This is a genomic window from Novosphingobium sp. (genome assembly GCF_030696665.1).
Taxonomy (GTDB): domain Bacteria; phylum Pseudomonadota; class Alphaproteobacteria; order Sphingomonadales; family Sphingomonadaceae; genus Novosphingobium.
The window spans coordinates 1-21,209 of record NZ_JAUYRV010000044.1 but is presented as its reverse complement, the minus strand read 5'-3'; the positions used below and the strand labels follow the sequence as shown (position 1 = coordinate 21,209).

The window sequence follows — 21,209 nt, the reverse complement described above, 5'->3', positions numbered from 1 at the left end:
CTGGCAAGGGGTGGACTGTGGATCACCCCAACACGCGCCCGTTCCAGCTCAACTCTTGGTCTGTTCAACCACCCGGACGTTCAGTTCACGCAACTGCTTCAAAGCCGCCGGTGAAGGTGCGCCCATCAGCAGATCTTCGGCGCGCTGGTTCATCGGGAACAGCGTGATCTCGCGCAGGTTCTGTGCGCCGCAGATCAACATGACCACGCGGTCAACGCCTGCTGCCATGCCGCCATGCGGCGGCGCGCCATACTGGAATGCGCGGTAAAGGCCGCCGAAGCGCTCTTCCACGTCTTCCTTTGAAAGACCCACAATCTCGAACGCCTTGACCATCGTCTCGGGCGACTGGTTGCGGATCGATCCGCTCGCAATTTCAAAGCCGTTGCACACCAGATCGTACTGGAAGGCATTGATCGTCAGCGGGTCCTGATTGCACAGCGCGTCCATCCCGCCCTGCGGCATCGAGAACGGGTTGTGGCTGAATTCGACCTTCTTGTTTTCCTCGTCCCACTCGTAGAACGGGAAATCGACGATCCAGCACAGTTCGAAGCTGTCTTTGTCGATCAAGCCAAGCTGATCGGCCACGCGGGTGCGGGCTGCCCCTGCCAGCTTCGCAGCCTGCTCCGCCTTGCCCGCCGCAAAGAAGCAGCCATCGTCCGGCCCAAGGCCCAGCTTGTCGAACAACACGGCCATCTTGTCGGCCCCGTGGTTCTTGGCAATCGGCCCGCCAAACTCGCCGCCCTTGCGCGTCACATAGCCAAGCCCTGCATGGCCCTCGGCGCGCGCCCAGTCGTTCATCTCGTCGAAGAACTTGCGGCTCTTTTCCGCCGTGCCCGGTGCCGGGATCAGGCGAACGACGCCGCCGGTGCCGACGATCTTTTCGAACAGGCCAAAGCCCGATTGCGTGAACTCCTCCGAAACATCGGAAATGATGATCGGGTTGCGCAGATCGGGCTTGTCCGACCCGTACTTCAGCATCGATTCCGCATAGGGAATGCGCGGGAAGCTGCCCGTCGGTGTAACCTTGCGACCATTGGCAAAGGCTTCGAACACCCCGCCGATCACCGGCTCCATCGTCTCCCACACTTCTTCCTGCGTGACGAAGCTCATTTCCAGATCGAGCTGGTAGAACTCGCCCGGCAGACGGTCGGCGCGCGGGTCTTCGTCGCGGAAGCACGGCGCAATCTGGAAATAGCGGTCGAAGCCCGCCACCATCAGCAGCTGCTTGTACTGCTGCGGTGCCTGCGGCAGCGCATAGAACTTGCCCGGATGAATGCGGCTCGGCACCAGAAAGTCGCGCGCGCCTTCGGGCGAAGATGCCGTGAGGATCGGCGTCGAATACTCCGTAAAGCCAGCCCCTTCCATGCGGCGGCGCATGTCGGAAATGACCTTGGTGCGCGTCACGATGTTCGCGTGCAGCGTCTCGCGCCGCAGATCGAGGAAGCGATAGCGCAGGCGGATATCCTCAGGATATTCCTGCTCACCCGCCACCGGCATCGGCAGCTCTTCCGCCGCCGAAAGCACCGTTGCGCCCCGCGCATAGACTTCAATAGCGCCCGTGGGCAGGTTGGCGTTGACCGTCCCTTCGGACCGCGCCTTTACGGTGCCATCGATGGTAACCACCGATTCCACGCGCAAGGCTTCAAGGATCGCCAGCGCCGGGCTGTCAACATCAGCCACGATCTGCGTCATGCCATAGTGATCGCGCAGATCGACGAACAGCACACCGCCGTGATCGCGCTTGCGATGTACCCAGCCCGAAAGGCGGACGGTCTGCCCGACATCGTCGCGCGTCAGAGCGCCACAGGTATGGGAACGATAAAGGTGCATCGAAACTCTTTCCAATCGGTCTGCAATCGGGCAGGGGAAAACTAGCGCGGCTAACAGGCGATGGCCGCGGATTTGTCAAGCCACGGCCCTTATATGGGCCAAGGCGACGCCCCCGGCAGGGGGCACCACCGGGCCGCCTTGATACGCGCGCCATATAGAAAAGACCGATGAAGATACATCCCCTCATCACCACGACAGAAGCTCTCACCGAACTGTGCGAGCGTCTGGCCAAAGCCGATTTCATCACCGTCGATACCGAATTCATGCGCGAGAACACGTTCTGGCCGGAACTATGCCTCGTCCAGATCGCCGATGACAAGGAAGCCGCCGCGATCGATCCGCTGGCTCCGGGCATCGACCTGAAGCCGCTGCTCGATCTGATGTGCGATAATGAAGACGTGCTGAAAGTCTTCCACGCGGGCGGGCAGGACGTGGAAATCATCTACAACCTCACCGGCAAGACCCCGCACCCGATCTTCGACACACAGATTGCGATGATGGCAGTCAGCCAGTCCGAACAAATCGGCTATTCCAACCTCGTCGAATCATGGCTCGGCCTGACGATCGACAAGGGCGCACGCTTTACCGACTGGTCGCGCCGCCCCCTGACCGAACGCCAGATCGAATATGCCATCGGCGACGTCACCCACCTCTCCAAGATATTCCCCAAGCTGCTCAAGCGCCTGATCAAAACCGGGCGCGGCGCATGGCTGGACATCGAAATGGAGAAGCTGGCCGATCCGGAACACTATCGCGTCGATCTGGAAACCGCATGGCAGCGCATCCGCGCCCCCAGCCGCAACACCGCCGTCCTCGGCCGCCTCAAGGCGCTGGCCGCATGGCGCGAGCGTGAGGCGATGGACAAGAACATCCCGCGCGGTCGCATCATGCGCGATGAAACGCTGGCCGACATCGCCAGCCACCCCCCGCGCGATCAGGCAGACCTTGCCAAAGTGCGCGGCCTCTCTGCCGGATGGAAGGAAAACGACATCGGCCGCCGCCTGATGCAGACGCTCGACGATGCCAAGCCCATGACCGACGCGGAAATGCCGCCGAAGACGCCGCGCGGCGCCCCGCTGGGCAAGGAAGGCGCGCTGGTCGCCGATCTGCTCAAGCTGTTGCTCAAGATCCGCAGCCGCGAGATCGACATTGCCGCCCGCCTGCTCGCCCGGACCGACGATCTGGAACTCCTCGCCGCCGGACAGCGCAAGAATCTCGCCATCCTTGAAGGCTGGCGGTTCGAACAGTTTGGCCGCGACGCGCTCGAACTGGTCGAGGGCAAGCTTGCCTTCGCCGTGGTCAACGGCAAGCTGAAAATGGCGCATATCGACAACATCGCCGACAAGGACGTTGCGGGGGACGAAGTCGTCGAAGTCGTAGTCCACGTGGACGAATGACGGCGCAATGAGCACCTACCTGCCCACGCTCAAGCAGTTGCAATATCTCGTCGCGCTGCACGAACACGGGCATTTCGGCCGCGCCGCCGAATCCTGCTTCGTTTCGCAGTCCACCCTCTCAGCAGGCCTGCGCGAACTTGAATCGCTGCTCGGCGTGGTGCTGGTGGAACGTACCCGCCGCGTCGTCCGCTTCACCCCGCTCGGCAATCAGGTCGTGGCCAAGGCGCACCGTTTGCTGCGCGAGGCCGAGGAGCTTTCGGAACTCGTGCAAAGCCACGGCGCACCGCTGGCGGGCGAATTGCGTATGAGCGTGATCCCCACCATCGCCCCATTCCTCCTCCCGCGCATCCTGCCGCGCCTGCGCAAGGAGCGCCCGCAACTGAAGCTGTTCCTGCGCGAGGAACCGAGCGCTGCCGCCATCGAATCGCTGCACCACGGTCGCGCCGATTGCGTGCTGCTCGCCCTTCCCTATGCCACGGGCGAGGTCGAGGCCGAGATCCTGTTCAAGGACGAACTGCTCGTCGCTTTCCCGAAAGACGATCCGCGCGATCCGCCATCCACGATCACCGCCAGCATGATCGATGAAACACGCCTGCTCCTGCTCGAAGATGGTCACTGCCTCAAAGAGCACGCGCTGGCCGCCTGCAACCGCCCCGAAATGCGCGCCAGCGCCACGATGATCGGCACGTCCTTGCACACGCTGGTGCAGATGGTAGACAATGGCCTCGGCCTCACGATGCTCCCGCAAATGGCCATTGATGCGGGCATCCTGCACGATACCAACATCGTCGTCCGCCCCCTGACCGCCGACCACGCCTGGCGCGACATCGCGCTGGTCTGGCGCCGCAACAGCCCGCGCGCCGAGGAATTCAGGATGCTGGCGGGCGAGCTGCGGGCGGGTTGACAATACCACCGCATGCGCAGAAATATGCGCATATGACCCGCCACAACCACGATTTCGCAGAAGCGCAGCGCAAAGCGACCAACGTCTCGCTTCAGGCCGGCATGGTAGAAGAAGCAAAGCGGCTTGGTATCAATGTATCACGTGCCTGCGAAACCGGCCTTTCGGCGGAAATCGCGAAGGCGCACGCGCGCCAGTGGCAGATTGAAAACGCCGAAGCTATCGCCAGTTCCAACGAATGGGTTGAACGCAACGGCCTGCCTCTCGCACGCTACCGCCAGTTCTGATTCAGTCAGAAGATGGCAAAGTTTGACGTTTTCAGAACGCATGAAGGAACACTGCTGCTGGATTGTCAGGCTGATTTGCTTGAACACCTGCAAACCCGCTTCGTAGTGCCGCTATGCCCAGAGAGGGATGCGCCAAAGCCTGCTGCCCGGCTCAATCCGATCTTTGGCATCGAAGGTGACCGCTACGTGATGGTTACGCAGTTCGCGGGCACAGTGCCAGTGCGCGAAATTGGCGATAGGGTTTGCTCGCTCCTTGCCGAACAAGACCGCGTCTCACTGGCACTCGACATGCTGATTGCAGGGTTCTGACCCCCCTCAATCCATGTGCTTCAAACCTACCCGCAGGTAATCCCACCCCGTAATCACCGTCAGCACCGCCGCCGCCCACAGCGTCGTCAGGCCCACGGTATGCGGCACATTCACGGTAATCCCGCCCACCGGCATCTGCCATCCGGGCAACGCCTGCCCCAGAATCAGCGCGCCCAGCGAGATCATCTGGAAGGTCGTCTTCCACTTTGCCAACCGGCTGACCGGCACTGAAACGCGCAAACTGCCCAGAAATTCCCGCAAGCCCGAAACCGCAATTTCGCGCAGCAGGATCACCAGCCCGGCAATCACGTGCATATCACCGACGTATGGCCCACGCAGAATGCCTTGCGCAGTCAGCACCAGAATCACCGCCACAACCATGATTTTGTCGGCAATCGGATCGAGGAAAATGCCCAGCTTACTCACCGCGCCCTGCGCCCGGGCAAGGTAGCCGTCAAAATAATCGGTTATGCCCATCAGGCAGTAAACGCCGAAAGCAAGGCCATAGCCCAGCCGCCATTCCGGCCACCACAGCAGCAATGCGAGCAAGGGGACAGTCACGATCCGCGACAGGGTGAGCAGGTTGGGCAGCGTCAGCATCGGAATCGGGCATAGCGCGCAATTGCGTCAAACGGAATCGCAACATTCACGCCCTACCGCGTTCGAGTTCAAAACTGCTTGCCCGAGGCTCGCTCGCGGCTAAGGGTGCGCGGGACGAGAAGATGCTGGCAACGGATTAAATGACAACATCGACGCATCTGGTGCGCACGCGCCGCTTCCTTCCGCTGTTCGTCACCCAGCTTCTGGGGGCCTTCAACGACAATCTCTACAAGAACGCGATGGTCCTGTACGTGGTGTACAGCGTCTACAGTTCCGAAGCGGAAGAGGCGCGCTTTTCGGCCATCGCCTCGGGCCTGTTCATCCTGCCGTTCTTCCTGCTCTCCGCGCTCGCCGGGCAACTGGCCGACATGCGCGACAAAGCCAAGATCATCCGCGTGGTAAAGGCCTGCGAAATCGCGATCATGGTGGTCGGCGGCGCAGGATTGGTCATGGCGTGGCTGGGCATGGAAGTCGAAGCCATCGCCATCCCGCTGATGCTCGCCGCGCTGCTGGCAATGGGCGTCCACTCCACATTTTTCGGTCCGATCAAATACGCCATCCTGCCGCAGCATCTGCACGATAATGAAGTTCTTGCCGGCACCGGTCTGGTAGAGGCGGGCACCTATATCGCCATCCTTGCAGGCACGATTCTGGCAGGCTGGATTCCGGTCGAAGTCGCCGCCGGTGGCGTCGTACTGACCGCGCTGGTCGGCTATTTCTCCGGGCGGCAGGTGCCCCCTGCCCCACCAATCCACGAAGCGCAGAAGATCGATTTCAACGTCTTCACCTCGTCATGGCGGCTGATCCGCAACACCACACGACACCGTCAGGTGTTCATGGCCATCATCGCCATCAGCTTTTTCTGGACGGTCGGCACGGTGCTGTTCATCCAGTTTCCGCCGCTGGCCAAGAACGTGCTCTATGCCAGCAAGGAAGTCGCCAGCCTGTTTCTCGTGATGTTTTCCGTCGGCATCGCCATCGGCTCCATGTCGATCAACGCGCTGCTGAAAGGCACCGTCTCGGCGCGCTATTCGCCCGCATCAGTAATGGTGATGGGCGTGTTCGTCGTGGCCTTTCACGTGGTGTGCAAGATGTGGCCCGAAATGCCCGGACAGCAGTTGATGGATGTGGCTACGTTCATCGTCCAGCCGCTCGCCGTTCCGCTGCTGCTGTGCCTGCTGGGCATCGCGGTGGCTGGCGGCATGTTCGTCGTGCCGCTCTATGCCTTCCTCACCACCGTGGTCCACAAGTCTGAAACCGCACGGACGATTGCGGCGAACAACATCGTCAATTCAGGCGCGATGGTGGTCGGCGCGCTGGTCGCAGGCGGCCTTAGCGGGTTGGGCGTGGCACTGGTTGACCAGCTTCTGCTCGGCGCGGCAATGTGCGTGGTGTCGGCGTGGCTGGGCTGGCTCCTCTACAAGGCTGAGAAACCCGCAAAGGCAGCGTAATTGGCCTTGGAGCACAGCCCACGGCTCACCAATATTCGTCACCCTGAACTTGTTTCAGGGTCCATCTTTCCCCACAAGCTGACGCCTGATTGGCCCAATGGACCCTGAAACAAGTTCAGGATGACGCTCAAATTCGGGATACGTGACACGCTGCCCGAAAAATACCTGAAGCTAAGCCATCAGGCGATAAACACCATCACCGCCATGAAGCACGCACAATAGGCAATCATGAAATCACGGACGTCCTGCATGGTGATGCGCTTGAGGTCGACCGGCTCGGACCGCACATCCATCTCGCGCAGGCGCTCCTCGGCCCGACGCATGGCGGCAACCACTTCCGGCTCCAGCTTGGGCAGTTCCCGCAGCACATGGCGCGGTAGCGAGGCGCGGAAGGAATGGCGGGCTGTGCCATAGGCAGCACCCGAAGCGGCGGCAGTTGCGAGCGACCTGTTCATGACGCCTGCTTAACGAATTATTCACCTTTCGGTATCCCGGTTTTCCGCCATTATCGGGATCGTTCCAAGGCGGGACACAAGTCGAAAGCTCCGCAAACGAGAAGGGCCGCCTCAAGCGGGACGGCCCTCTCTTCAACTGGCGAGGAAGACTGAGCGCCAGTCAAAAACGTCTCAGTTCGTGCTCAGACCTTGTCGCCCAGCGCGCCCTTGACCTTGCCTTCAACCTGCTGGGCTTCGCCCTTGCGCTCTTGCGCAATGCCTTCAGCCTGCAGCTTTTCGTTGCTGGTTGCCTTGCCTACGGCCTGCTTGATGTTGCCAGCAGCTTCGTTGGCGAGGCCCTTGGCCTTGTCGGTCATTTCACCCACAGGGAATCTCCTTGATTTGTCGGGCGAAACCGTTCGCCCTCTCGGAGACAAATACGCGCAACAGGCCAATCCGGTTCCCGTCAAACAGCGCCAGCCATCTTCAGAACGAGCGCCCATTCATCGGGCCGCACCGATCCGACCGACAGGCGCGACAAGCGGATCAGGTCCATCTCCTGCAACTCCGGCGTCGCCTTCACCTGTTTAAGCGTCACTGACTGCGGCAGCTTTTCCACCGGCTTCACCTTTACCGCCGCCCATTTGCCTTCGGGGTCGGTCGGGTCGGTCAATCCCCCTTCACTGATCACCGCCACCCCCACAATTTCGATGCCGATGTTCGAATGATAGAAGAACGCCAGATCGCCCGGCTGCATCGTGCGAAGGTTGCGCGCAGCAAGATGATTGCGCACCCCATCCCACGTTCCCTCGCCCTCAGCCACCAGATCGTCCCAGCCATAGACGTCGGGTTCGGACTTCATCAGCCAGAGGTTGCGGCCAGTCGTGTCTGCGATGTTGATTTTGGTCATGAAACCCCGCGAGAATCCCGTTAAGGCGGTTTCCATAGCGACAAATTTGCGAACTGGAACACCATGCCTCTCGAAACCTTGCCGGTGATCTCGCTGACGACCGAGCCTGATGCCCTTTCCCGCGAACTGGGCGAAAGCTTTCAGACATTTGGCTTCGCTATGGTGAAAGACCACGGCATCGACGCAGACCTGATCGCCCGCGCGTGGAAACTCACCGCCGAATTCTTTGCGCTGCCCGAAGCGGAGAAGCGGAGCTATTACATCGACGGCCTTGGCGGCGCGCGCGGCTATACGCCGTTCGGCACGGAAATCGCGAAGGGGGCAAAACGCCATGATCTCAAGGAGTTCTGGCACGTTGGCCGCGATCTTCCAGCCGATCACCCGCTTGCCAGCATGTCAATGTTCCCCAACATCTGGCCCACACAGCCCGAAGGTTTCCGCGAAACGTTCGAGGAACTCTACGCCGAATTCGACCGCGTAGGCGCGCGGATTCTGGCGCGGATTGCGCAGTGGCTGGGGCTGGACGAGCATTGGTTCGATCCGGCAATCGAGGACGGCAATTCGGTGATGCGCCTGCTCCATTATCCTCCCCTGCCCGCCGATGCAGAGCCGGGCGCGATTCGGGCAGGGGCGCATGAGGACATCAATCTGATCACGCTGCTGCTGGGCGCCGAAGAGGCTGGTCTGGAATTGCTTTCGAAATCAGGCGATTGGATCAGCGTTTCACCGCCGCAAGGCGCGCTGGCGGTGAACATCGGGGACATGCTGCAGCGGCTGACGAATCACGTCCTGCCCTCCACCACGCACCGCGTGCGCAACCCGGACGGAGAGCGGGCCAAGCACAGCCGCTATTCGATGCCGTTCTTCCTGCACCTGCGCAGCGATTTCCGGTTTGAGACGCTGACGCAGTGCATCACCGACGAAAATCCGGACCGCTATCCCGTGTCGATCACTGCGGACGATTACCTGCAGGAACGCCTGCGCGAAATTGGCCTGAAAAAATGACCCGAGAAAACTGACCAACGCGCCCCCGCGCAGGCGGGGGCCGCTGGCCGTTTACGAAACCTCAAACTAGCGCCACGCAGCCTGAGGCCCCCGCCTTCGCGGGGGCGCTTTGGTGTTGGCTAGGTGCAGTTAGGTGCATCTAGGTGCACTTCGGAAACACCGCGCAAACGCCTGTGCCCAAACGCAAAAAAGCCGCCCGAAGGCGGCCTTTCAGAAGAAATGGTGGAGCCTAGCGGGATCGAACCGCTGACCTCCTGCATGCCATGCAGGCGCTCTCCCAGCTGAGCTAAGGCCCCATATTTCCAACAAGCGCCTGTGGGAAGCAGCCTGTTCCGGCGGGTCTATCTCGCCGGGAGCCGCGCCTCTAAGGGAGAGTGCCCGGACTGGCAAGACGAAAAAACCGCCTGCAGAAATTTTTCGGAGCCGACCCGAAAGGTCGGCCCCAAGTCAGCATCAAACTTCGTCGTCGTCCCCGCTCGTGCCGGGCACGCCAAGGTCGTCGTCGCCGCCGAGATCAACGTCATTGTCGGGCGAATCGCCGTCTTCGTCGATGTCGATGTCTTCGTCGGCCAGATCGACGTCAGGGGCGACATCGACCTTCTCCTTCTGAACTTCTTCATAAGGGATCGGCTGCTTCGACTTGAGCACCGGCTCGGCGGTCCAGGTGTACTTGCACTCGACGCAGGTGATCGGGTCGGTTTTGCCCAGATCGTAGAAGCGGGTGCCACACTTCGGACAACCGTGCTTGGCGCCCCATTCCGGCTTGACCATGAAACTTCCTCAAGACTGGCCCGGCGCGAAAGGATTTTGCCCGGGCGGAGAAACTGCACACTTGATGGGTCCGCGCATCCGCGGAATCAAGAGAGCGCGCGCCTTGCCATAGCGGCGCGCTGCTGTCAAAAGCCGCGCGCTTTATCCGCCTCCCCGACCTGAAAGAGTTGTCCTGTGTCTTCACACGACCCTGCGCAGATGCGCCCCCGCCGCTTCACCGCTTCCGGCCCGCTGACCGGGCGGATTCGCGTGCCGGGCGACAAGTCCATCAGCCACCGCTCGATCATGCTGGGCGCGCTGGCGGTGGGTGAGACGCGGGTGACGGGGCTGCTGGAAGGCGAGGACGTGCTCTCCACCGCCGCCGCCATGCGCGCGATGGGCGCAACCATCGAGCGTGATGCGGACGGCATGTGGCATGTTCACGGCGTGGGTGTGGGCGGGTTGCTGCAACCGCAAGCGGCGCTCGACATGGGCAATTCCGGCACGTCGACGCGGCTGCTGATGGGGCTGGTCGCCACGCATCCGATCACCGCGACGTTCGTGGGCGATGGTTCGCTGTCCAAGCGGCCGATGGGGCGCGTGATCGATCCGCTTTCCACGATGGGCGCTGAGTTTAGCGCCAGCCCCGGCGGGCGGCTCCCCCTGACGCTGCGCGGCATTTCGCCTGCCGTGCCGATCGAATACCGGCTGCCGGTGGCTTCGGCGCAAGTGAAGAGCGCGATCCTGCTGGCGGGGCTGAACACGCCGGGTATCACCACGGTGATCGAACCGATCCCTACGCGGGATCATTCGGAACGGATGCTGCGCGGGTTTGGCGCGGAACTGACCGTCGATCTGGCCGATGACGGTGCGCGGATCATCCGCGTGCGTGGCGAGGCGGAATTGAAGCCACAGGATATCGTGGTGCCGGGCGATCCGTCGTCTGCCGCGTTCTTTGTGGTGGCGGCGCTGCTGGTCGAAGGGTCTGACCTTGTGGTGGAGAACGTGGGGCTGAACCCCACGCGCGCCGCGCTGTTCGATGTGCTGCGGCTGATGGGCGGGAGCATCGAGGAACTGGACCGGCGCGATGTGGGCGGTGAGCCGGTGGCAGACCTGCGCGTGCGCCATTCGCTGCTGACCGGCATCGACGTGGACCCCGCCGTGGTGCCGAGCATGGTGGACGAATTCCCGGTGCTGTTCGTGGCCGCCGCGCTCGCCAAGGGCCGCACCGTGACCACCGGGCTGGAAGAACTGCGCGTGAAGGAAAGCGACCGGATCAGCGCGATGCGCGCCGCGCTGGAGCTGGCAGGTGCGACCGTGACTGAGACCGAGGACGGGTTGATCATCGACGGCACCGGCGGCGATCCGCTGCCCGGCACGGCGGACGGCGCAAGCGTGGTGACGCATCTGGACCACCGCATTGCGATGGCGATGGCGATTGCCGGAATCGCCAGCAAGCGCGGCGTGGAAGTGGACGACACGCGGCCCATCGCCACCAGCTTTCCGGTGTTCGAAAGCCTGCTGGCCAGTGTCCGACCTGAAGGTGCGGCCGCATGATCATCGCCGTGGATGGCCCGACCGCTTCGGGCAAAGGCACCATCGCCAAGGCGCTCGCCGCGCATTTCGGCCTGCCGCATCTAGACACCGGACTGCTCTATCGTGCGGTGGGGCGACAGGTGTTCCTGAGCGGCGGCAATCCCGATGATGCGCCCGCAGCGCTGGCGGCGTGCGGCTTTCCCGAAAGCCTGCTGGACGATCCCGAACTGCGCAGTGAGGAAAGCGGCGGCTATGCCAGCCGCGTTTCGGTGCATCCCGCCGTGCGCGCGGCGCTGCTGGCGCGGCAACAGGCCTTTGCGAACCAAGCAGGCGGCGCCGTGCTGGACGGCCGCGACATCGCCACCGTGATCGCCCCCCATGCCGACGCCAAGCTGTTCGTCACCGCCAGCGTCAGCGCGCGCGCGATGCGGCGTTGGGCGGAGATGCGCGGGCTGGGCAAGGATGTGGCGCGCGAGGAGATCGAGGCTGACCTGGCGGAGCGCGATGAGCGCGACCGGAACCGGGCGGAGGCTCCGTTGCGGCAGGCCGAGGGCGCGGCGTTGCTGGATACGTCGAATTTGACGCGGGAGATGGCGGTGGCGACGGCGATTGCGCTGGTGGAGAAGCAGGTTGGTATTACAGATTGATTTTTTGACCTTTTACCGTCAAACACGATCCAGTCGTCGCTAACTATAAGCCTTTGCAAGTTCCAAAAGAAATTTGTCAAATTTGAATTTATCCGAGGAAAGCTGCCATTATGCCCAACAATGTGTCACCAGAAATTGGCCAAGTTTGGCGTGGAATCCATCCCAGATACGGGTTTGGTCACTTTAGGAATGCAGAAATCATTGAGATCACTGAACGGCACATCATTCTGAAGTGGCTAGATGGTAGCGGTACACATCACTCGACTCCGGAAATTTTTGGACAAAAGAGCGGCTGGGAATTGGTTGAAATTGAACGTTAAACCGAAAGCATATGTTCGGACTTTACCAAAGCGCCTTTCGGTGGCGAAACATAATTTCTTTCAGTTCACGCCACTCGAGTGAAGTAAGAACCATAGCAGAAAGTGGTATGCCAAATTCCCGGTAGAATGGCGCACTTAACGAAGTCCGTAGCATACGTATTTTCAGCCAATCTAAACTCCCTGCTTTATCTAGTGTCACAAGAACGAGGTCAATGTCATTGGGGCTGTCCACGTTGAGAATATATGAACCAAAAAGGTACGCTCCATCGAGTCTATCTCGAAAGGGCACTAGATAGTTTGTCAACCATTCCTCTATTCTATAAATAAGACACCCCTCCTTTTTAGTAGGGCAAATAACCCTGCATAAGGCATGACATCAACTCCGATCGATTTCCCATATTGCTTCGCCTCATAAGTCGCCTTGCACCACGTAGATGCGTACGCAATTATTTCAGCCCCTAGATCAGCAGCCTTTTTAACTACATCCGAATCAACAGCATATTCGCTAGGATTTGGACAATAAACACTAAGGGAACCGCCAGAATAATTTATCGTTATAACTGGATCTTTACGATCTGTTTTTGCATTCGTTTCATCTTCAATCTTCCTCCTCAACCAATAGGTACTCATATAGTTTCTCCTGTCGCAATATAGAGCTTTTCCAAAACCTGTGTTCGCGTATTAAAAATATGCTCTCGCACATGGTGAGGAAAGAGAAATTTTTTGTAAATTTCGGTCTCAACCGACTGAAACGTTTCATACATCGACACATGCAAAAGTAGAGAGTGATAATGTGTCAAACTATCTGACTCATCAAGATAATGCGATTTTGTTCGAAGGATATTTTCGATTTCAATGTTGTTTTGTAAAATTTTCTTTTTTGTTTCATGCCACACAAGTGCTGCAGCACTACGGCTAGGCTCCTCAAGCGGAAATGTCTTAGGGCCGGTTTCCGAAAATATCTCACCATTAATATCTATGAGTGCCAGCAATGGGCTGTAGAACTCTTGTAAAGATTCAGATAAAAATTCAATTTTTCGTTGACGAACAATCATATTAAAAGATTTTGAGGATTGGACATAGACAATAGTGACGGAAACTGCGTTTGTGACTATGAGCGCAGAAATTCCCCCAATTATTGGCCACCATCCTTGGTTATACCACTCTCTTTGCCCTATTTCTTCGCGTACACTGCCTGCTGCTTTAGCACTTTCTCCGACGCCAGTTTTAGCAAGCTGAGCAGCGCTTGCTCGTACAAAAATGGGCGGTGGCACAAATAACAAAAGGCCCGCCAAAACAAGGCACGAATTGAATGTAGGTCGGAGCGATGTTCTCATTCGCCCAGTATAATTTTAAAGTGCCTTCGAAATCGAGTCTCAAAACAGGAGCGCGCCTAAAAGATGCTAATCGACCCCATTTTCCTTGCTTTTCCCACCCTTTGCGCCTAAGCGCCGCCCATCCGCGCAGGCTCACGCTCGCCCGGATGCCCCCGTCAGCATTCGGCTTCGGGGGCGGTTCGGCCCTTTTTGGCCCACGGTTCGCATGGTGCGGGGCGTGGAGGAAAGACCGGCGGAAACAACCGCCTGGCCGGTATATTTGTTACAGGAAGCTTGGATATAATGGCTACCAACCCGTCGCGCGACGATTTCGCCGCGCTGCTTGACGAATCGCTTGGCGGAGCCGCCAACGGTGGCTTTGAAGGCCGCGTCGTCAAGGGCACCATCACTGCCATCGAAAACGACAAGGCCGTCATCGACGTAGGCCTGAAGAGCGAGGGCCGCGTTGCCCTGCGCGAATTCGCCTCGCCCGGCCAGCCGCACGGCCTTTCGGTCGGCGATGAAGTGGAAGTTTATGTCGATCGCGTTGAAAACGCTGACGGCGAAGCGATGCTCTCGCGCGACCGCGCTCGCCGCGAAGCCGCATGGGACAAGCTTGAAAACGAATTCGGCGAAGGCAAGCGCGTTGAAGGCGTGATCTTCGGCCGCGTTAAGGGCGGCTTCACGGTCGACCTCGACGGCGCCGTGGCGTTCCTTCCCGGCTCGCAGGTCGACATCCGCCCCGTGCGCGATGTGACCCCGCTGATGGACATGCCGCAGCCGTTCCAGATTCTGAAGATGGATCGCCGCCGTGGCAACATCGTGGTTTCGCGCCGTGCAGTCCTCGAAGAAACCCGCGCAGAACAGCGTTCGGGCCTGATCATGAACCTCAAGGAAGGCCAGATCATCGACGGCGTGGTCAAGAACATCACCGATTACGGTGCGTTCGTTGATCTTGGCGGCATCGATGGCCTGCTCCACGTGACGGACATGAGCTACAAGCGCGTGAACCATCCTTCGGAAGTGATCGCCATTGGCGACACGGTGAAGGTGCAGATCATCCGCATCAACCAGGACACGCAGCGCATCAGCCTTGGCATGAAGCAGCTGGAAAGCGATCCGTGGGATGGCGTGGCCGCGAAGTATCCGGTGGGCGCAAAGCTTTCGGGCGTTGTCACCAACATCACCGAATATGGCGCGTTCGTGGAACTGGAAGCTGGCATCGAAGGCCTGGTCCACGTTTCGGAAATGTCGTGGACCAAGAAGAACGTCCACCCCGGCAAGATCGTTTCGACCTCGCAGGAAGTCGACGTGCTGGTTCTGGAAGTCGACAGCGACAAGCGCCGCATCTCGCTCGGCCTCAAGCAGGCCCAGCAGAACCCGTGGGAAGCGTTTGCAGACAAGCACCCGGTCGGTTCGACCGTGGAAGGCGAAGTCAAGAACGCCACCGAGTTCGGCCTGTTCATCGGTCTGGACGGCGACGTGGACGGCATGGTCCACATGTCGGACATCGCATGGGGCATCTCGGGCGAAGACGCGCTGGCACTGCACCGCAAGGGCGAGGAAGTCTCGGCCGTGGTTCTCGACGTTGACGTCGAGAAGGAACGCATCAGCCTTGGCATGAAGCAGCTTGAAAAGGGTGCTCCGGCCGCTGGTGGCGTTGCTGCAAGCGCAACCGGATCGCTGCGCCGCGGCGAAGTGATCACCGTGACTGTGCTTGAAGTCCGCGATGGCGGCCTTGAAGTGCAGGCTGGCGACGATGGCGCAACCGGCTTCATCAAGCGTTCGGACCTGGGCCGCGACCGTGACGAACAGCGTCCCGACCGCTTCCAGGTTGGCCAGAAGCTTGATGCGATGGTCACCGGCTTCGATCGTTCGAAGAAGCCCAACTTCTCGGTCAAGGCGCGTCAGCTCCATGAAGAGAAGGAAGCAGTGGAACAGTACGGTTCCTCGGATGCTGGCGCTTCGCTGGGCGACATCCTTGGTGCGGCGCTGAAGGCTCGCAACTAAGAAACGCTCCCGCAAGGGACAAGCACATGCAAGGCCCGTCCGGAGCGATCCGGGCGGGCTTTTGCTTTGTGGCGCGGAGGCCGCTAAGCTGCGGGCATGACTTTACAGATCCACCAGTTTCCGTGCCTGTCCGACAACTACGGCTTCCTTGTGCATGACCCTGCGAGCGGGGAGACGGCGTGTATCGATACGCCCGATGCCGAGGCCTATTTGCGCGAGGCCGAGGCAAAGGGGTGGCGGATCACGCAGATCTGGAACACGCACTGGCATCCTGACCATGCGGGCGGGAACGAGGCGATCAAGGCGGCTACGGGCTGTCTGATCGTGGCTTCTGCGGGGGATGCGGCGAAGATTGCGGGCGTTGACCGGGCGGTGGCGCAAGGTGATGTGGTAGCGCTGGGGGCGTTCTCCGCACAGGTGATCGATGTGGGCGGGCATACGCTGGGGCACATCGCCTATCATGTGCCAGAAGCGGCGGTGGCCTTTGTGGGGGATGCGCTGTTTCCGCTGGGCTGCGGGCGCATGTTTGAAGGCACGCCGGAGCAGTTCTGGGCGAGCCTTGCGCGGTTGAAAGCATTGCCTGCGAAGACGACGCTCTACAGTGCGCATGAGTACACACAGGCGAACGCCCGGTTTGCGGTGTTTGCTGACCCGGACAATGAGGCGCTCCACGCCTATGCCAATGGCGTGGACGAAAAGCGCGCGCGGGGCGAGTGGACCGTGCCGACGACGCTTGGCGCAGAGCTGGCCGCCAACCCGTTCCTGCGGGCCGATGACACCGATATGGCGGCGCGGTGGGGCGGGACTTCTCCGGTCGAAACATTTGCCGCGCTGCGCACCGCCAAGGACACTTTCCGCTGACGCCGATCCTGCTAAAGGAAGGCTGACCCGGGGGGACGCATTTTGGTGAACGACAGGAAGATTATCCGCGTAACGTCGTTCGACGTGGCCGAGGCGGCGGGCGTCAGCCAGTCCACCGTAAGCCGCGCGCTGGCCGGTGATACATCGATCAGCGAGCCGACACGGCAGCGCGTGATCGAGGCGGCGCGGCGGCTGAACTATCAGGTGGACGAGAACGCGGCGCGGCTGCGGCGCGGGCGCACCGGCACGATTGCCGTGGTGATGATCTGCCGCGAGGCGCAGGACCGCAAGGACATCAACCCCTTCTACTTCTCGCTGCTGGGCAGCACCTGCGCGGCAGCATCGGCGCGCGGGTATGAAACGCTGGTGGCGTTTCAGGATGCACCGGAGAACTTCTGGGGGCACTTTCAGGAGCGGCGCAAGGCCGATGGTATGATCGTGATTGGCACGACCACCAACACGGCGGCGTGGGACTATTTCGGCGATATGCCGCAGGGCACGCACTGGACCTGCTGGGGATCGCCCGACAACGAAATGCCGTGGGTGCGCAGCGACAACCTCTCGGGTGCGACATTGGCCACGCGGCACCTGCTGGTGCGCGGGTACAAGCAGATCGTGTGCATAGGCTCTGCCACATCACCGCAGCGGCAGTTTCAGGAACGCTACGAGGGCTATGCCGAGGCGATGCGCTCAGCCGGACTGGAGCCGCGCTTGCAGCAGGTGGACAGCGGACTGGCGCGCGAGGAGCAGGGGCGGCTTGCGGCGATTGCGCTGGCGGAAAGCGGCGTGGCGTTCGACGCGATCTTTGCCGTGTGCGACGAGATGGCGCTGGGCGCGCTTAAGGAACTGACGGCGCGGGGATATGCCATTCCCGATCAGGTGGGCATCATCGGCTTTGACGGCATCCGCGCAGGCGCATGGTCCACCCCTCCCCTCACCTCGATCGAACCGGACTTCCAGATGGCCGGCGCGCTGCTGGTGGAGCAGTTGCTGGCGAAGATCAACGGGACCGAAGGGTCCGGGCGGCGCGTGCCGGTGAGGCTGGTGATCCGGGGGTCTACGCGGGCTTGAAGTGGAATCGGCAGGATACCAAGGACGCACTCACGCTGGCTGGTATCGTAACGTTGTTGCTCGCTCCACCGCTACTCGGCGCTTTGCTCTTCGCGTTTGATCAAAGCCACTGATCTTGAGTTGAGGCCTTCGCGGGATTGTATTATATTTTGGTACATCTAGGCAGATGAGGATACCAAGATGCCCCGAAACACCTCTGTCACCATCGGCGAACACTTCAGCGACTTCATTGCCAGTCAGGTCAGCACAGGCCGCTATGGGTCTGCCAGCGATGTTGTGCGAGCAGGGCTGCGGTTGCTTGAAGATCACGAAACCAAGTTCAAGGCCTTGCAGGATGCGTTGATCGAAGGCGAGAAATCCGGAATGGCCGAACCATTCGATTTCGAAGAATTCTTGAGCGAGTTGAATGGCGAGTACGAGGCGCGGTGAAGGCCATTCGGTATTCCCGGGCAGCCAAGGCAGATCTCGCAAAAATCTGGCACTATTCTGTAGAAACTTGGGGGGCCGTACAGGCCAATAGTTACGCCCGCAAACTGCAAACCGTCAGCAGCGAAGTATCAACCGGGCAACGGATAGGGCGCAAATCCAGCGCGCAAGACGGGATGTTCAAAATCCGCTGTGGCTCACACGTGATCTACTACCGCATGACGGAAGATGAGGTTGAAATCGTCCGCATCCTGCACGGCAAACAAGACGTCGAACGTCACCTCTAAGCGCTGTCCAAACAAAAACCCCTCCCGGCGCAAACCGGAAGGGGTTTTGTGTTCATATAGCCCTGATGCGTGGTTAGCGGATCAGTTTACCAGACCGGCGATGGCTCCATCGACCAGTGCCTTGTCGGCTCCGGCGGAGTGGTTCTTGGCGATCAACTGGCGGGCTGCAGCCGTTGCGGCTTCGGCGGCCTTGGCGCGCAGGTCATCGATGGCGGCGCGTTCGGCAGCGGCGATCTTGTCGGACGCCATCTTTTCGCGGCGGGTGATGGTGGTGGCAGCATCGGCTTCGGCCTTGGCGACAATCGCGGCAGCTTCGGTCTTTGCGTGTTCGACCATCGACGCCGCGTCCTTTTCGGCGTTGGCGATCTTGGCCGCGTATTCGGCACGCAGCTTTTCGGCTTCGGCACGGAGCACCTTGGCTTCATCGAGCTGCTTGCGGATCGCGTTGATCTGCTTGTCGAGACCGCCGACGATCAGGCCCGGGACCTTCTTGTAAACAAGAATGCCCAGAAACACGATCATCGCCAGTGCTGCCCAAGCGCTTGGCCCGAGGCCCAGCGCAGAAGGTTCGACGTGGTGTTCGGCGGCGGCGCCGTGTTCCACCACAGCAGTGGTTTCAACGGGGTTAGCCATGCGCAAGAACTCCCTTCACGGCGGCGCGCGCTTCGTCGGCAGGGATCGACAGACCGGCGATGCGGCTTGCGATATCCTGCGCAGCTTCAGCGGCTACGCCTTCCACTTCACCCAGCGCGGCAGCGCGGGCGGCGGCAATGCGGGCTTCGGCGGCGGTCACGGTCTCGTCGATACGAGCCGCAGCGACGGCGAGGCTGGCTTCGGTAGCCTTGGCAGCGTCCGCCTTGGCAGCAGCGATCACGGCCTGAGCCGCAGCGCGCTGCTGGTTGGCCTGGACGCGCCATGCCTCTTCCTGCGCATCGGCGGCGGCGCGTGCGGCTTCGGCAGCGGCAAGGTCGTCGGCGATCTGCTTGTCGCGGCCATCCATCGTGGAAACGACCTTGGGCAACATGCCCCGGCCGACTACGAAAAAGATGATGCCGAAAAACACCAGCAACCAGAAGACCTGGCTGGCATAGGTGGTGGCAAGCTGTTCAATCTGAGGCATCGCGGGTGTCCGGGCGTCAGGCGGCCGGGGCGAACCCCGGCCAGCATTTCAACAATCTATGAAGTTCGAAGCCTGATCAGGCAACGAAGATCAGGATCATCGCGACGACGAACGAAAGCAGGCCGAGAAGTTCAGCAGCTGCAAAGCCGATGAACAGACGACCCTGCTGGCCGTCAGCGGCGCCGGGGTTGCGCAGTGCGCCTTCGAGGAACTTGGCAAACACGTTGCCAACGCCGAGCGAGGCGAGACCGGCGCCAACAGCGGCGAGACCAGCACCGAGCAGCTTTGCGCTTTCTGCGTCCATGTCAAAAACTCCTTTTCAATTCCGTATGGGAAGATGTTGCGGTTATCAGTGAAGGTTCTCAGCGTCGTTCAGATAGACGCAGGTGAGCAGGGCAAAGACATATGCCTGAATGCCTGCCACCAGAAGTTCCAGCGCGCAGATGCCGATCATCAGCAGAAAGCTGGGAAGAGCTGCGAGGAAGAAGATGCCCACCCCGGCGTTGGTGCCGGAGATGACGAAGCCCGAGAGCACTTCGAGCAGCACGTGCCCGGCCATCATCGCCACAAAGAGACGCAGACCAAGGCTGAACGGACGCACCATGAACGAGATCAGCTCGATCGGGAAAATGATCGGGATCATCAGGACAGGCGTACCGTGCGGCACGAACAGGGAGAAGAAGTGCAGACCATGCTTGGCAAAGCCTACAACCAGCACGATGGCAAAGCTCATGATCGCGAGCACGCCGGTGACCGTGAAGTGGCTGGTCGAGGTGAACGGGTGAACCCCGAACAGCGCCAGTGGCATCAGGCCGAGCATGTTGGCGAACAGGATGAACGCGAACAGCGAGAACACATAAGGCAGGTACTTGCGACCAGCCTTGCCGATGTTGGCCATCAAAAGGTTGTCGACAAAGCCGGTCAACCCCTCAACCGCCATTTGCCAGCGGCCGGGTACCAGTTGGCGCTTGGCACCACCGGCCACGAAGACCACGAGCACAGCAGTGGTGATCGCCATCCACAGCGCCGAATTGGTGAACGCGATGTTGTAACCACCGATTGCCCAGTTCTCGGTCCCAAACAGGGATTCGATGGTGAACTGGTGAACCGGATCGACCTTGCCTTCGGCCACGCGCAAAACCCCGTATCACTCGAATACAACAACAGCGCCCTATTCGGGGCGCCGGCTCGAAATTCGGATGATGTTGCGGAAGGCCACGATGACCCCCATGAACAACATCACCAGCAACCCCCAGGGGCTTGTCCCGGCAAACTGGTCAATGACCCAGCCGATGAACGCGCCGCCTGCAAGACCCCCGATCAGTTCCGCCAGCACACGGTTGCCCAAGCGATAGTTCGCATCGGTTTCCCCGCCTGCCTTTGGCTGGTTGCGCTCTTCTTCCCGCTCTCGAAGGGCTTTCAGCCGCTTGTCGAGCGCGTCGATCCGCGCATCCTCACCGATAGGTTCGATCCCGGACGGTTCATCATTCATGCCATTCTCCTGTCAGTTGCCCGACCGAAAGTGCAGCATAAACGACGGATGACCGCCGAGGGCGCCGCCCCCTTAGGCGGGGGGTAGTTTTGAGTCAACCGTCACAAACCGTGTCTGATCCAAGGTATGAGTGCAAAAGCGAACGCCCTCCCTCGCAGTTGCGAGGAAGGGCGCCAAAGCCAGAGTTTCCCGTTGGCGATTCGTATGCGCTTTTTGTCGCCAAGGGCGACAGTTGCGGCACCAGCCCGC

At 60.6% G+C, this 21,209-nt stretch carries 26 protein-coding genes and 1 tRNA gene; 13 read left to right on the top strand and 14 right to left on the bottom strand.

Annotation, left to right across the window (positions count from 1 at the left end; genetic code table 11):
* Positions 1-48: 48 nt before the first annotated feature.
* Positions 49-1,830, bottom strand: coding sequence for an aspartate--tRNA ligase (gene aspS / locus Q8R81_RS12475; protein WP_305618289.1), 1,782 nt, complete (start codon positions 1,828-1,830; stop codon positions 49-51).
* A gap of 167 nt (positions 1,831-1,997) precedes the next feature.
* On the opposite strand from aspS, the gene rnd reads away from it, so the two are divergent.
* From rnd to Q8R81_RS12455, 4 genes are read left to right on the top strand one after another with little or no spacing between them, the layout of a single operon-like run.
* The gene (gene rnd / locus Q8R81_RS12470) at positions 1,998-3,227 is read left to right on the top strand and encodes a ribonuclease D (protein WP_305618288.1); all 1,230 of its coding nucleotides are present in this window, start codon (positions 1,998-2,000) and stop codon (positions 3,225-3,227) included.
* A 7-nt stretch (positions 3,228-3,234) separates the two neighbouring features.
* Positions 3,235-4,131: a hydrogen peroxide-inducible genes activator gene (locus tag Q8R81_RS12465; protein WP_305618286.1), complete on the top strand. Its 897-nt coding sequence runs from the start codon at positions 3,235-3,237 to the stop codon at positions 4,129-4,131.
* A gap of 32 nt (positions 4,132-4,163) precedes the next feature.
* On the top strand, positions 4,164-4,415 hold the full coding sequence (locus Q8R81_RS12460) for a type II toxin-antitoxin system CcdA family antitoxin (RefSeq protein ID WP_305618284.1): 252 nt from the start codon (positions 4,164-4,166) through the stop codon (positions 4,413-4,415).
* A 12-nt stretch (positions 4,416-4,427) separates the two neighbouring features.
* Positions 4,428-4,724, top strand: coding sequence for a CcdB family protein (locus Q8R81_RS12455; RefSeq protein WP_305618283.1), 297 nt, complete (start codon positions 4,428-4,430; stop codon positions 4,722-4,724).
* 6 nt (positions 4,725-4,730) lie between these two features.
* Here Q8R81_RS12455 and pgsA read toward each other — a convergent pair whose 3' ends face one another.
* Positions 4,731-5,324, bottom strand: a complete 594-nt coding sequence (gene pgsA, locus Q8R81_RS12450; RefSeq protein ID WP_305618281.1) for a CDP-diacylglycerol--glycerol-3-phosphate 3-phosphatidyltransferase — start codon at positions 5,322-5,324, stop codon at positions 4,731-4,733.
* A gap of 140 nt (positions 5,325-5,464) precedes the next feature.
* On the opposite strand from pgsA, the gene Q8R81_RS12445 reads away from it, so the two are divergent.
* A complete protein-coding gene (locus Q8R81_RS12445) occupies positions 5,465-6,775 on the top strand; it encodes an MFS transporter (RefSeq protein WP_305618279.1) in 1,311 nt (436 codons plus the stop codon).
* Between the two features lie 179 nt (positions 6,776-6,954).
* On the opposite strand, the gene Q8R81_RS12440 is transcribed toward Q8R81_RS12445, so the two are convergent.
* From Q8R81_RS12440 to Q8R81_RS12430, 3 genes are all read right to left on the bottom strand, one after another.
* Positions 6,955-7,230 (bottom strand): hypothetical protein, encoded by a 276-nt coding sequence (locus Q8R81_RS12440; protein WP_305618277.1) that lies wholly within the window; start codon positions 7,228-7,230, stop codon positions 6,955-6,957.
* Positions 7,231-7,412: 182 nt separating this feature from the next.
* The gene (locus Q8R81_RS12435) at positions 7,413-7,595 is read right to left on the bottom strand and encodes a CsbD family protein (RefSeq protein WP_305618275.1); all 183 of its coding nucleotides are present in this window, start codon (positions 7,593-7,595) and stop codon (positions 7,413-7,415) included.
* A gap of 80 nt (positions 7,596-7,675) precedes the next feature.
* Positions 7,676-8,119 carry an EVE domain-containing protein gene (locus tag Q8R81_RS12430; RefSeq protein WP_305618273.1) on the bottom strand — a complete coding sequence of 148 codons (444 nt, stop codon included), beginning with the start codon at positions 8,117-8,119 and terminating at the stop codon, positions 7,676-7,678.
* A gap of 63 nt (positions 8,120-8,182) precedes the next feature.
* On the opposite strand from Q8R81_RS12430, the gene Q8R81_RS12425 reads away from it, so the two are divergent.
* Complete coding sequence (locus tag Q8R81_RS12425) at positions 8,183-9,124, top strand: isopenicillin N synthase family oxygenase (RefSeq protein ID WP_305618271.1); 942 nt, start codon at positions 8,183-8,185, stop codon at positions 9,122-9,124.
* Positions 9,125-9,344: 220 nt separating this feature from the next.
* On the opposite strand, the gene Q8R81_RS12420 is transcribed toward Q8R81_RS12425, so the two are convergent.
* Positions 9,345-9,420, bottom strand: a tRNA-Ala gene (locus tag Q8R81_RS12420).
* A 157-nt stretch (positions 9,421-9,577) separates the two neighbouring features.
* The gene (locus Q8R81_RS12415; RefSeq protein ID WP_305618269.1) at positions 9,578-9,895 is read right to left on the bottom strand and encodes a TIGR02300 family protein; all 318 of its coding nucleotides are present in this window, start codon (positions 9,893-9,895) and stop codon (positions 9,578-9,580) included.
* Between the two features lie 198 nt (positions 9,896-10,093).
* On the opposite strand from Q8R81_RS12415, the gene aroA reads away from it, so the two are divergent.
* Entirely contained in the window at positions 10,094-11,431 is a 1,338-nt protein-coding gene (gene aroA / locus Q8R81_RS12410) for a 3-phosphoshikimate 1-carboxyvinyltransferase (RefSeq protein ID WP_305618401.1), read from the top strand.
* On the top strand, positions 11,428-12,057 hold the full coding sequence (locus Q8R81_RS12405) for a d(CMP) kinase (protein ID WP_305618267.1): 630 nt from the start codon (positions 11,428-11,430) through the stop codon (positions 12,055-12,057). The genes aroA and Q8R81_RS12405 overlap by 4 nt, the downstream gene beginning before the upstream one ends.
* Positions 12,058-12,689: 632 nt before the next feature.
* Here the strand turns inward: Q8R81_RS12405 and Q8R81_RS12400 are convergent.
* Together Q8R81_RS12400 and Q8R81_RS12395 are read right to left on the bottom strand one after the other, a co-directional pair.
* Positions 12,690-13,007 (bottom strand): hypothetical protein, encoded by a 318-nt coding sequence (locus tag Q8R81_RS12400; protein ID WP_305618264.1) that lies wholly within the window; start codon positions 13,005-13,007, stop codon positions 12,690-12,692.
* A complete protein-coding gene (locus Q8R81_RS12395) occupies positions 13,004-13,714 on the bottom strand; it encodes a hypothetical protein (RefSeq protein ID WP_305618261.1) in 711 nt (236 codons plus the stop codon). The genes Q8R81_RS12400 and Q8R81_RS12395 overlap by 4 nt, the downstream gene beginning before the upstream one ends.
* Before the next feature lie 282 nt (positions 13,715-13,996).
* Here Q8R81_RS12395 and rpsA point away from each other — a divergent pair, with 282 nt between their 5' ends.
* From rpsA to Q8R81_RS12370, 5 genes are all read left to right on the top strand, one after another.
* Positions 13,997-15,703 (top strand): 30S ribosomal protein S1, encoded by a 1,707-nt coding sequence (gene rpsA / locus Q8R81_RS12390; RefSeq protein WP_305618259.1) that lies wholly within the window; start codon positions 13,997-13,999, stop codon positions 15,701-15,703.
* Positions 15,704-15,799: 96 nt separating this feature from the next.
* The gene (gloB, locus tag Q8R81_RS12385) at positions 15,800-16,564 is read left to right on the top strand and encodes a hydroxyacylglutathione hydrolase (RefSeq protein ID WP_305618256.1); all 765 of its coding nucleotides are present in this window, start codon (positions 15,800-15,802) and stop codon (positions 16,562-16,564) included.
* Positions 16,565-16,609: 45 nt separating this feature from the next.
* Positions 16,610-17,635: a LacI family DNA-binding transcriptional regulator gene (locus tag Q8R81_RS12380; RefSeq protein ID WP_371135365.1), complete on the top strand. Its 1,026-nt coding sequence runs from the start codon at positions 16,610-16,612 to the stop codon at positions 17,633-17,635.
* Positions 17,636-17,815: 180 nt separating this feature from the next.
* On the top strand, positions 17,816-18,064 hold the full coding sequence (locus Q8R81_RS12375) for a type II toxin-antitoxin system ParD family antitoxin (RefSeq protein ID WP_305618253.1): 249 nt from the start codon (positions 17,816-17,818) through the stop codon (positions 18,062-18,064).
* Complete coding sequence (locus Q8R81_RS12370) at positions 18,061-18,348, top strand: type II toxin-antitoxin system RelE/ParE family toxin (protein WP_305618251.1); 288 nt, start codon at positions 18,061-18,063, stop codon at positions 18,346-18,348. Before Q8R81_RS12375 ends, Q8R81_RS12370 begins: the two co-directional genes overlap by 4 nt.
* An 81-nt stretch (positions 18,349-18,429) precedes the next feature.
* Here Q8R81_RS12370 and Q8R81_RS12365 read toward each other — a convergent pair whose 3' ends face one another.
* From Q8R81_RS12365 to Q8R81_RS12345, 5 genes are all read right to left on the bottom strand, one after another.
* Positions 18,430-18,981, bottom strand: coding sequence for a hypothetical protein (locus Q8R81_RS12365; protein WP_305618249.1), 552 nt, complete (start codon positions 18,979-18,981; stop codon positions 18,430-18,432).
* On the bottom strand, positions 18,974-19,468 hold the full coding sequence (locus Q8R81_RS12360) for an ATPase (RefSeq protein ID WP_305618248.1): 495 nt from the start codon (positions 19,466-19,468) through the stop codon (positions 18,974-18,976). Before Q8R81_RS12360 ends, Q8R81_RS12365 begins: the two co-directional genes overlap by 8 nt.
* Before the next feature lie 76 nt (positions 19,469-19,544).
* Complete coding sequence (locus tag Q8R81_RS12355; RefSeq protein ID WP_011444975.1) at positions 19,545-19,772, bottom strand: F0F1 ATP synthase subunit C; 228 nt, start codon at positions 19,770-19,772, stop codon at positions 19,545-19,547.
* A gap of 45 nt (positions 19,773-19,817) precedes the next feature.
* The gene (locus tag Q8R81_RS12350) at positions 19,818-20,600 is read right to left on the bottom strand and encodes a F0F1 ATP synthase subunit A (protein ID WP_305618246.1); all 783 of its coding nucleotides are present in this window, start codon (positions 20,598-20,600) and stop codon (positions 19,818-19,820) included.
* A gap of 39 nt (positions 20,601-20,639) precedes the next feature.
* The gene (locus Q8R81_RS12345; protein ID WP_305618245.1) at positions 20,640-20,960 is read right to left on the bottom strand and encodes an AtpZ/AtpI family protein; all 321 of its coding nucleotides are present in this window, start codon (positions 20,958-20,960) and stop codon (positions 20,640-20,642) included.
* Between the last annotated feature and the right edge of the window lie 249 nt (positions 20,961-21,209).

Bases quoted from the DNA above. Each gene is read 5' to 3' on its own strand.
- rnd (WP_305618288.1), top strand. From the start codon at position 1,998: ATGAAGATACATCCCCTCATCACCACGACAGAAGCTCTCACCGAACTG.
- Q8R81_RS12465 (WP_305618286.1), top strand. From the start codon at position 3,235: ATGAGCACCTACCTGCCCACGCTCAAGCAGTTGCAATATCTCGTCGCG.
- Q8R81_RS12360 (WP_305618248.1), bottom strand. From the start codon at position 19,468: ATGCCTCAGATTGAACAGCTTGCCACCACCTATGCCAGCCAGGTCTTC.
- Q8R81_RS12445 (WP_305618279.1), top strand. From the start codon at position 5,465: ATGACAACATCGACGCATCTGGTGCGCACGCGCCGCTTCCTTCCGCTG.
- Q8R81_RS12400 (WP_305618264.1), bottom strand. From the start codon at position 13,007: ATGAGTACCTATTGGTTGAGGAGGAAGATTGAAGATGAAACGAATGCA.
- Q8R81_RS12345 (WP_305618245.1), bottom strand. From the start codon at position 20,960: ATGAATGATGAACCGTCCGGGATCGAACCTATCGGTGAGGATGCGCGG.
- Q8R81_RS12395 (WP_305618261.1), bottom strand. From the start codon at position 13,714: ATGAGAACATCGCTCCGACCTACATTCAATTCGTGCCTTGTTTTGGCG.
- Q8R81_RS12365 (WP_305618249.1), bottom strand. From the start codon at position 18,981: ATGGCTAACCCCGTTGAAACCACTGCTGTGGTGGAACACGGCGCCGCC.
- aspS (WP_305618289.1), bottom strand. From the start codon at position 1,830: ATGCACCTTTATCGTTCCCATACCTGTGGCGCTCTGACGCGCGACGAT.
- Q8R81_RS12430 (WP_305618273.1), bottom strand. From the start codon at position 8,119: ATGACCAAAATCAACATCGCAGACACGACTGGCCGCAACCTCTGGCTG.
- Q8R81_RS12460 (WP_305618284.1), top strand. From the start codon at position 4,164: ATGACCCGCCACAACCACGATTTCGCAGAAGCGCAGCGCAAAGCGACC.
- Q8R81_RS12405 (WP_305618267.1), top strand. From the start codon at position 11,428: ATGATCATCGCCGTGGATGGCCCGACCGCTTCGGGCAAAGGCACCATC.
- Q8R81_RS12455 (WP_305618283.1), top strand. From the start codon at position 4,428: ATGGCAAAGTTTGACGTTTTCAGAACGCATGAAGGAACACTGCTGCTG.
- gloB (WP_305618256.1), top strand. From the start codon at position 15,800: ATGACTTTACAGATCCACCAGTTTCCGTGCCTGTCCGACAACTACGGC.
- Q8R81_RS12440 (WP_305618277.1), bottom strand. From the start codon at position 7,230: ATGAACAGGTCGCTCGCAACTGCCGCCGCTTCGGGTGCTGCCTATGGC.
- pgsA (WP_305618281.1), bottom strand. From the start codon at position 5,324: ATGCTGACGCTGCCCAACCTGCTCACCCTGTCGCGGATCGTGACTGTC.
- Q8R81_RS12415 (WP_305618269.1), bottom strand. From the start codon at position 9,895: ATGGTCAAGCCGGAATGGGGCGCCAAGCACGGTTGTCCGAAGTGTGGC.
- Q8R81_RS12375 (WP_305618253.1), top strand. From the start codon at position 17,816: ATGCCCCGAAACACCTCTGTCACCATCGGCGAACACTTCAGCGACTTC.
- Q8R81_RS12355 (WP_011444975.1), bottom strand. From the start codon at position 19,772: ATGGACGCAGAAAGCGCAAAGCTGCTCGGTGCTGGTCTCGCCGCTGTT.
- rpsA (WP_305618259.1), top strand. From the start codon at position 13,997: ATGGCTACCAACCCGTCGCGCGACGATTTCGCCGCGCTGCTTGACGAA.
- Q8R81_RS12425 (WP_305618271.1), top strand. From the start codon at position 8,183: ATGCCTCTCGAAACCTTGCCGGTGATCTCGCTGACGACCGAGCCTGAT.
- aroA (WP_305618401.1), top strand. From the start codon at position 10,094: ATGCGCCCCCGCCGCTTCACCGCTTCCGGCCCGCTGACCGGGCGGATT.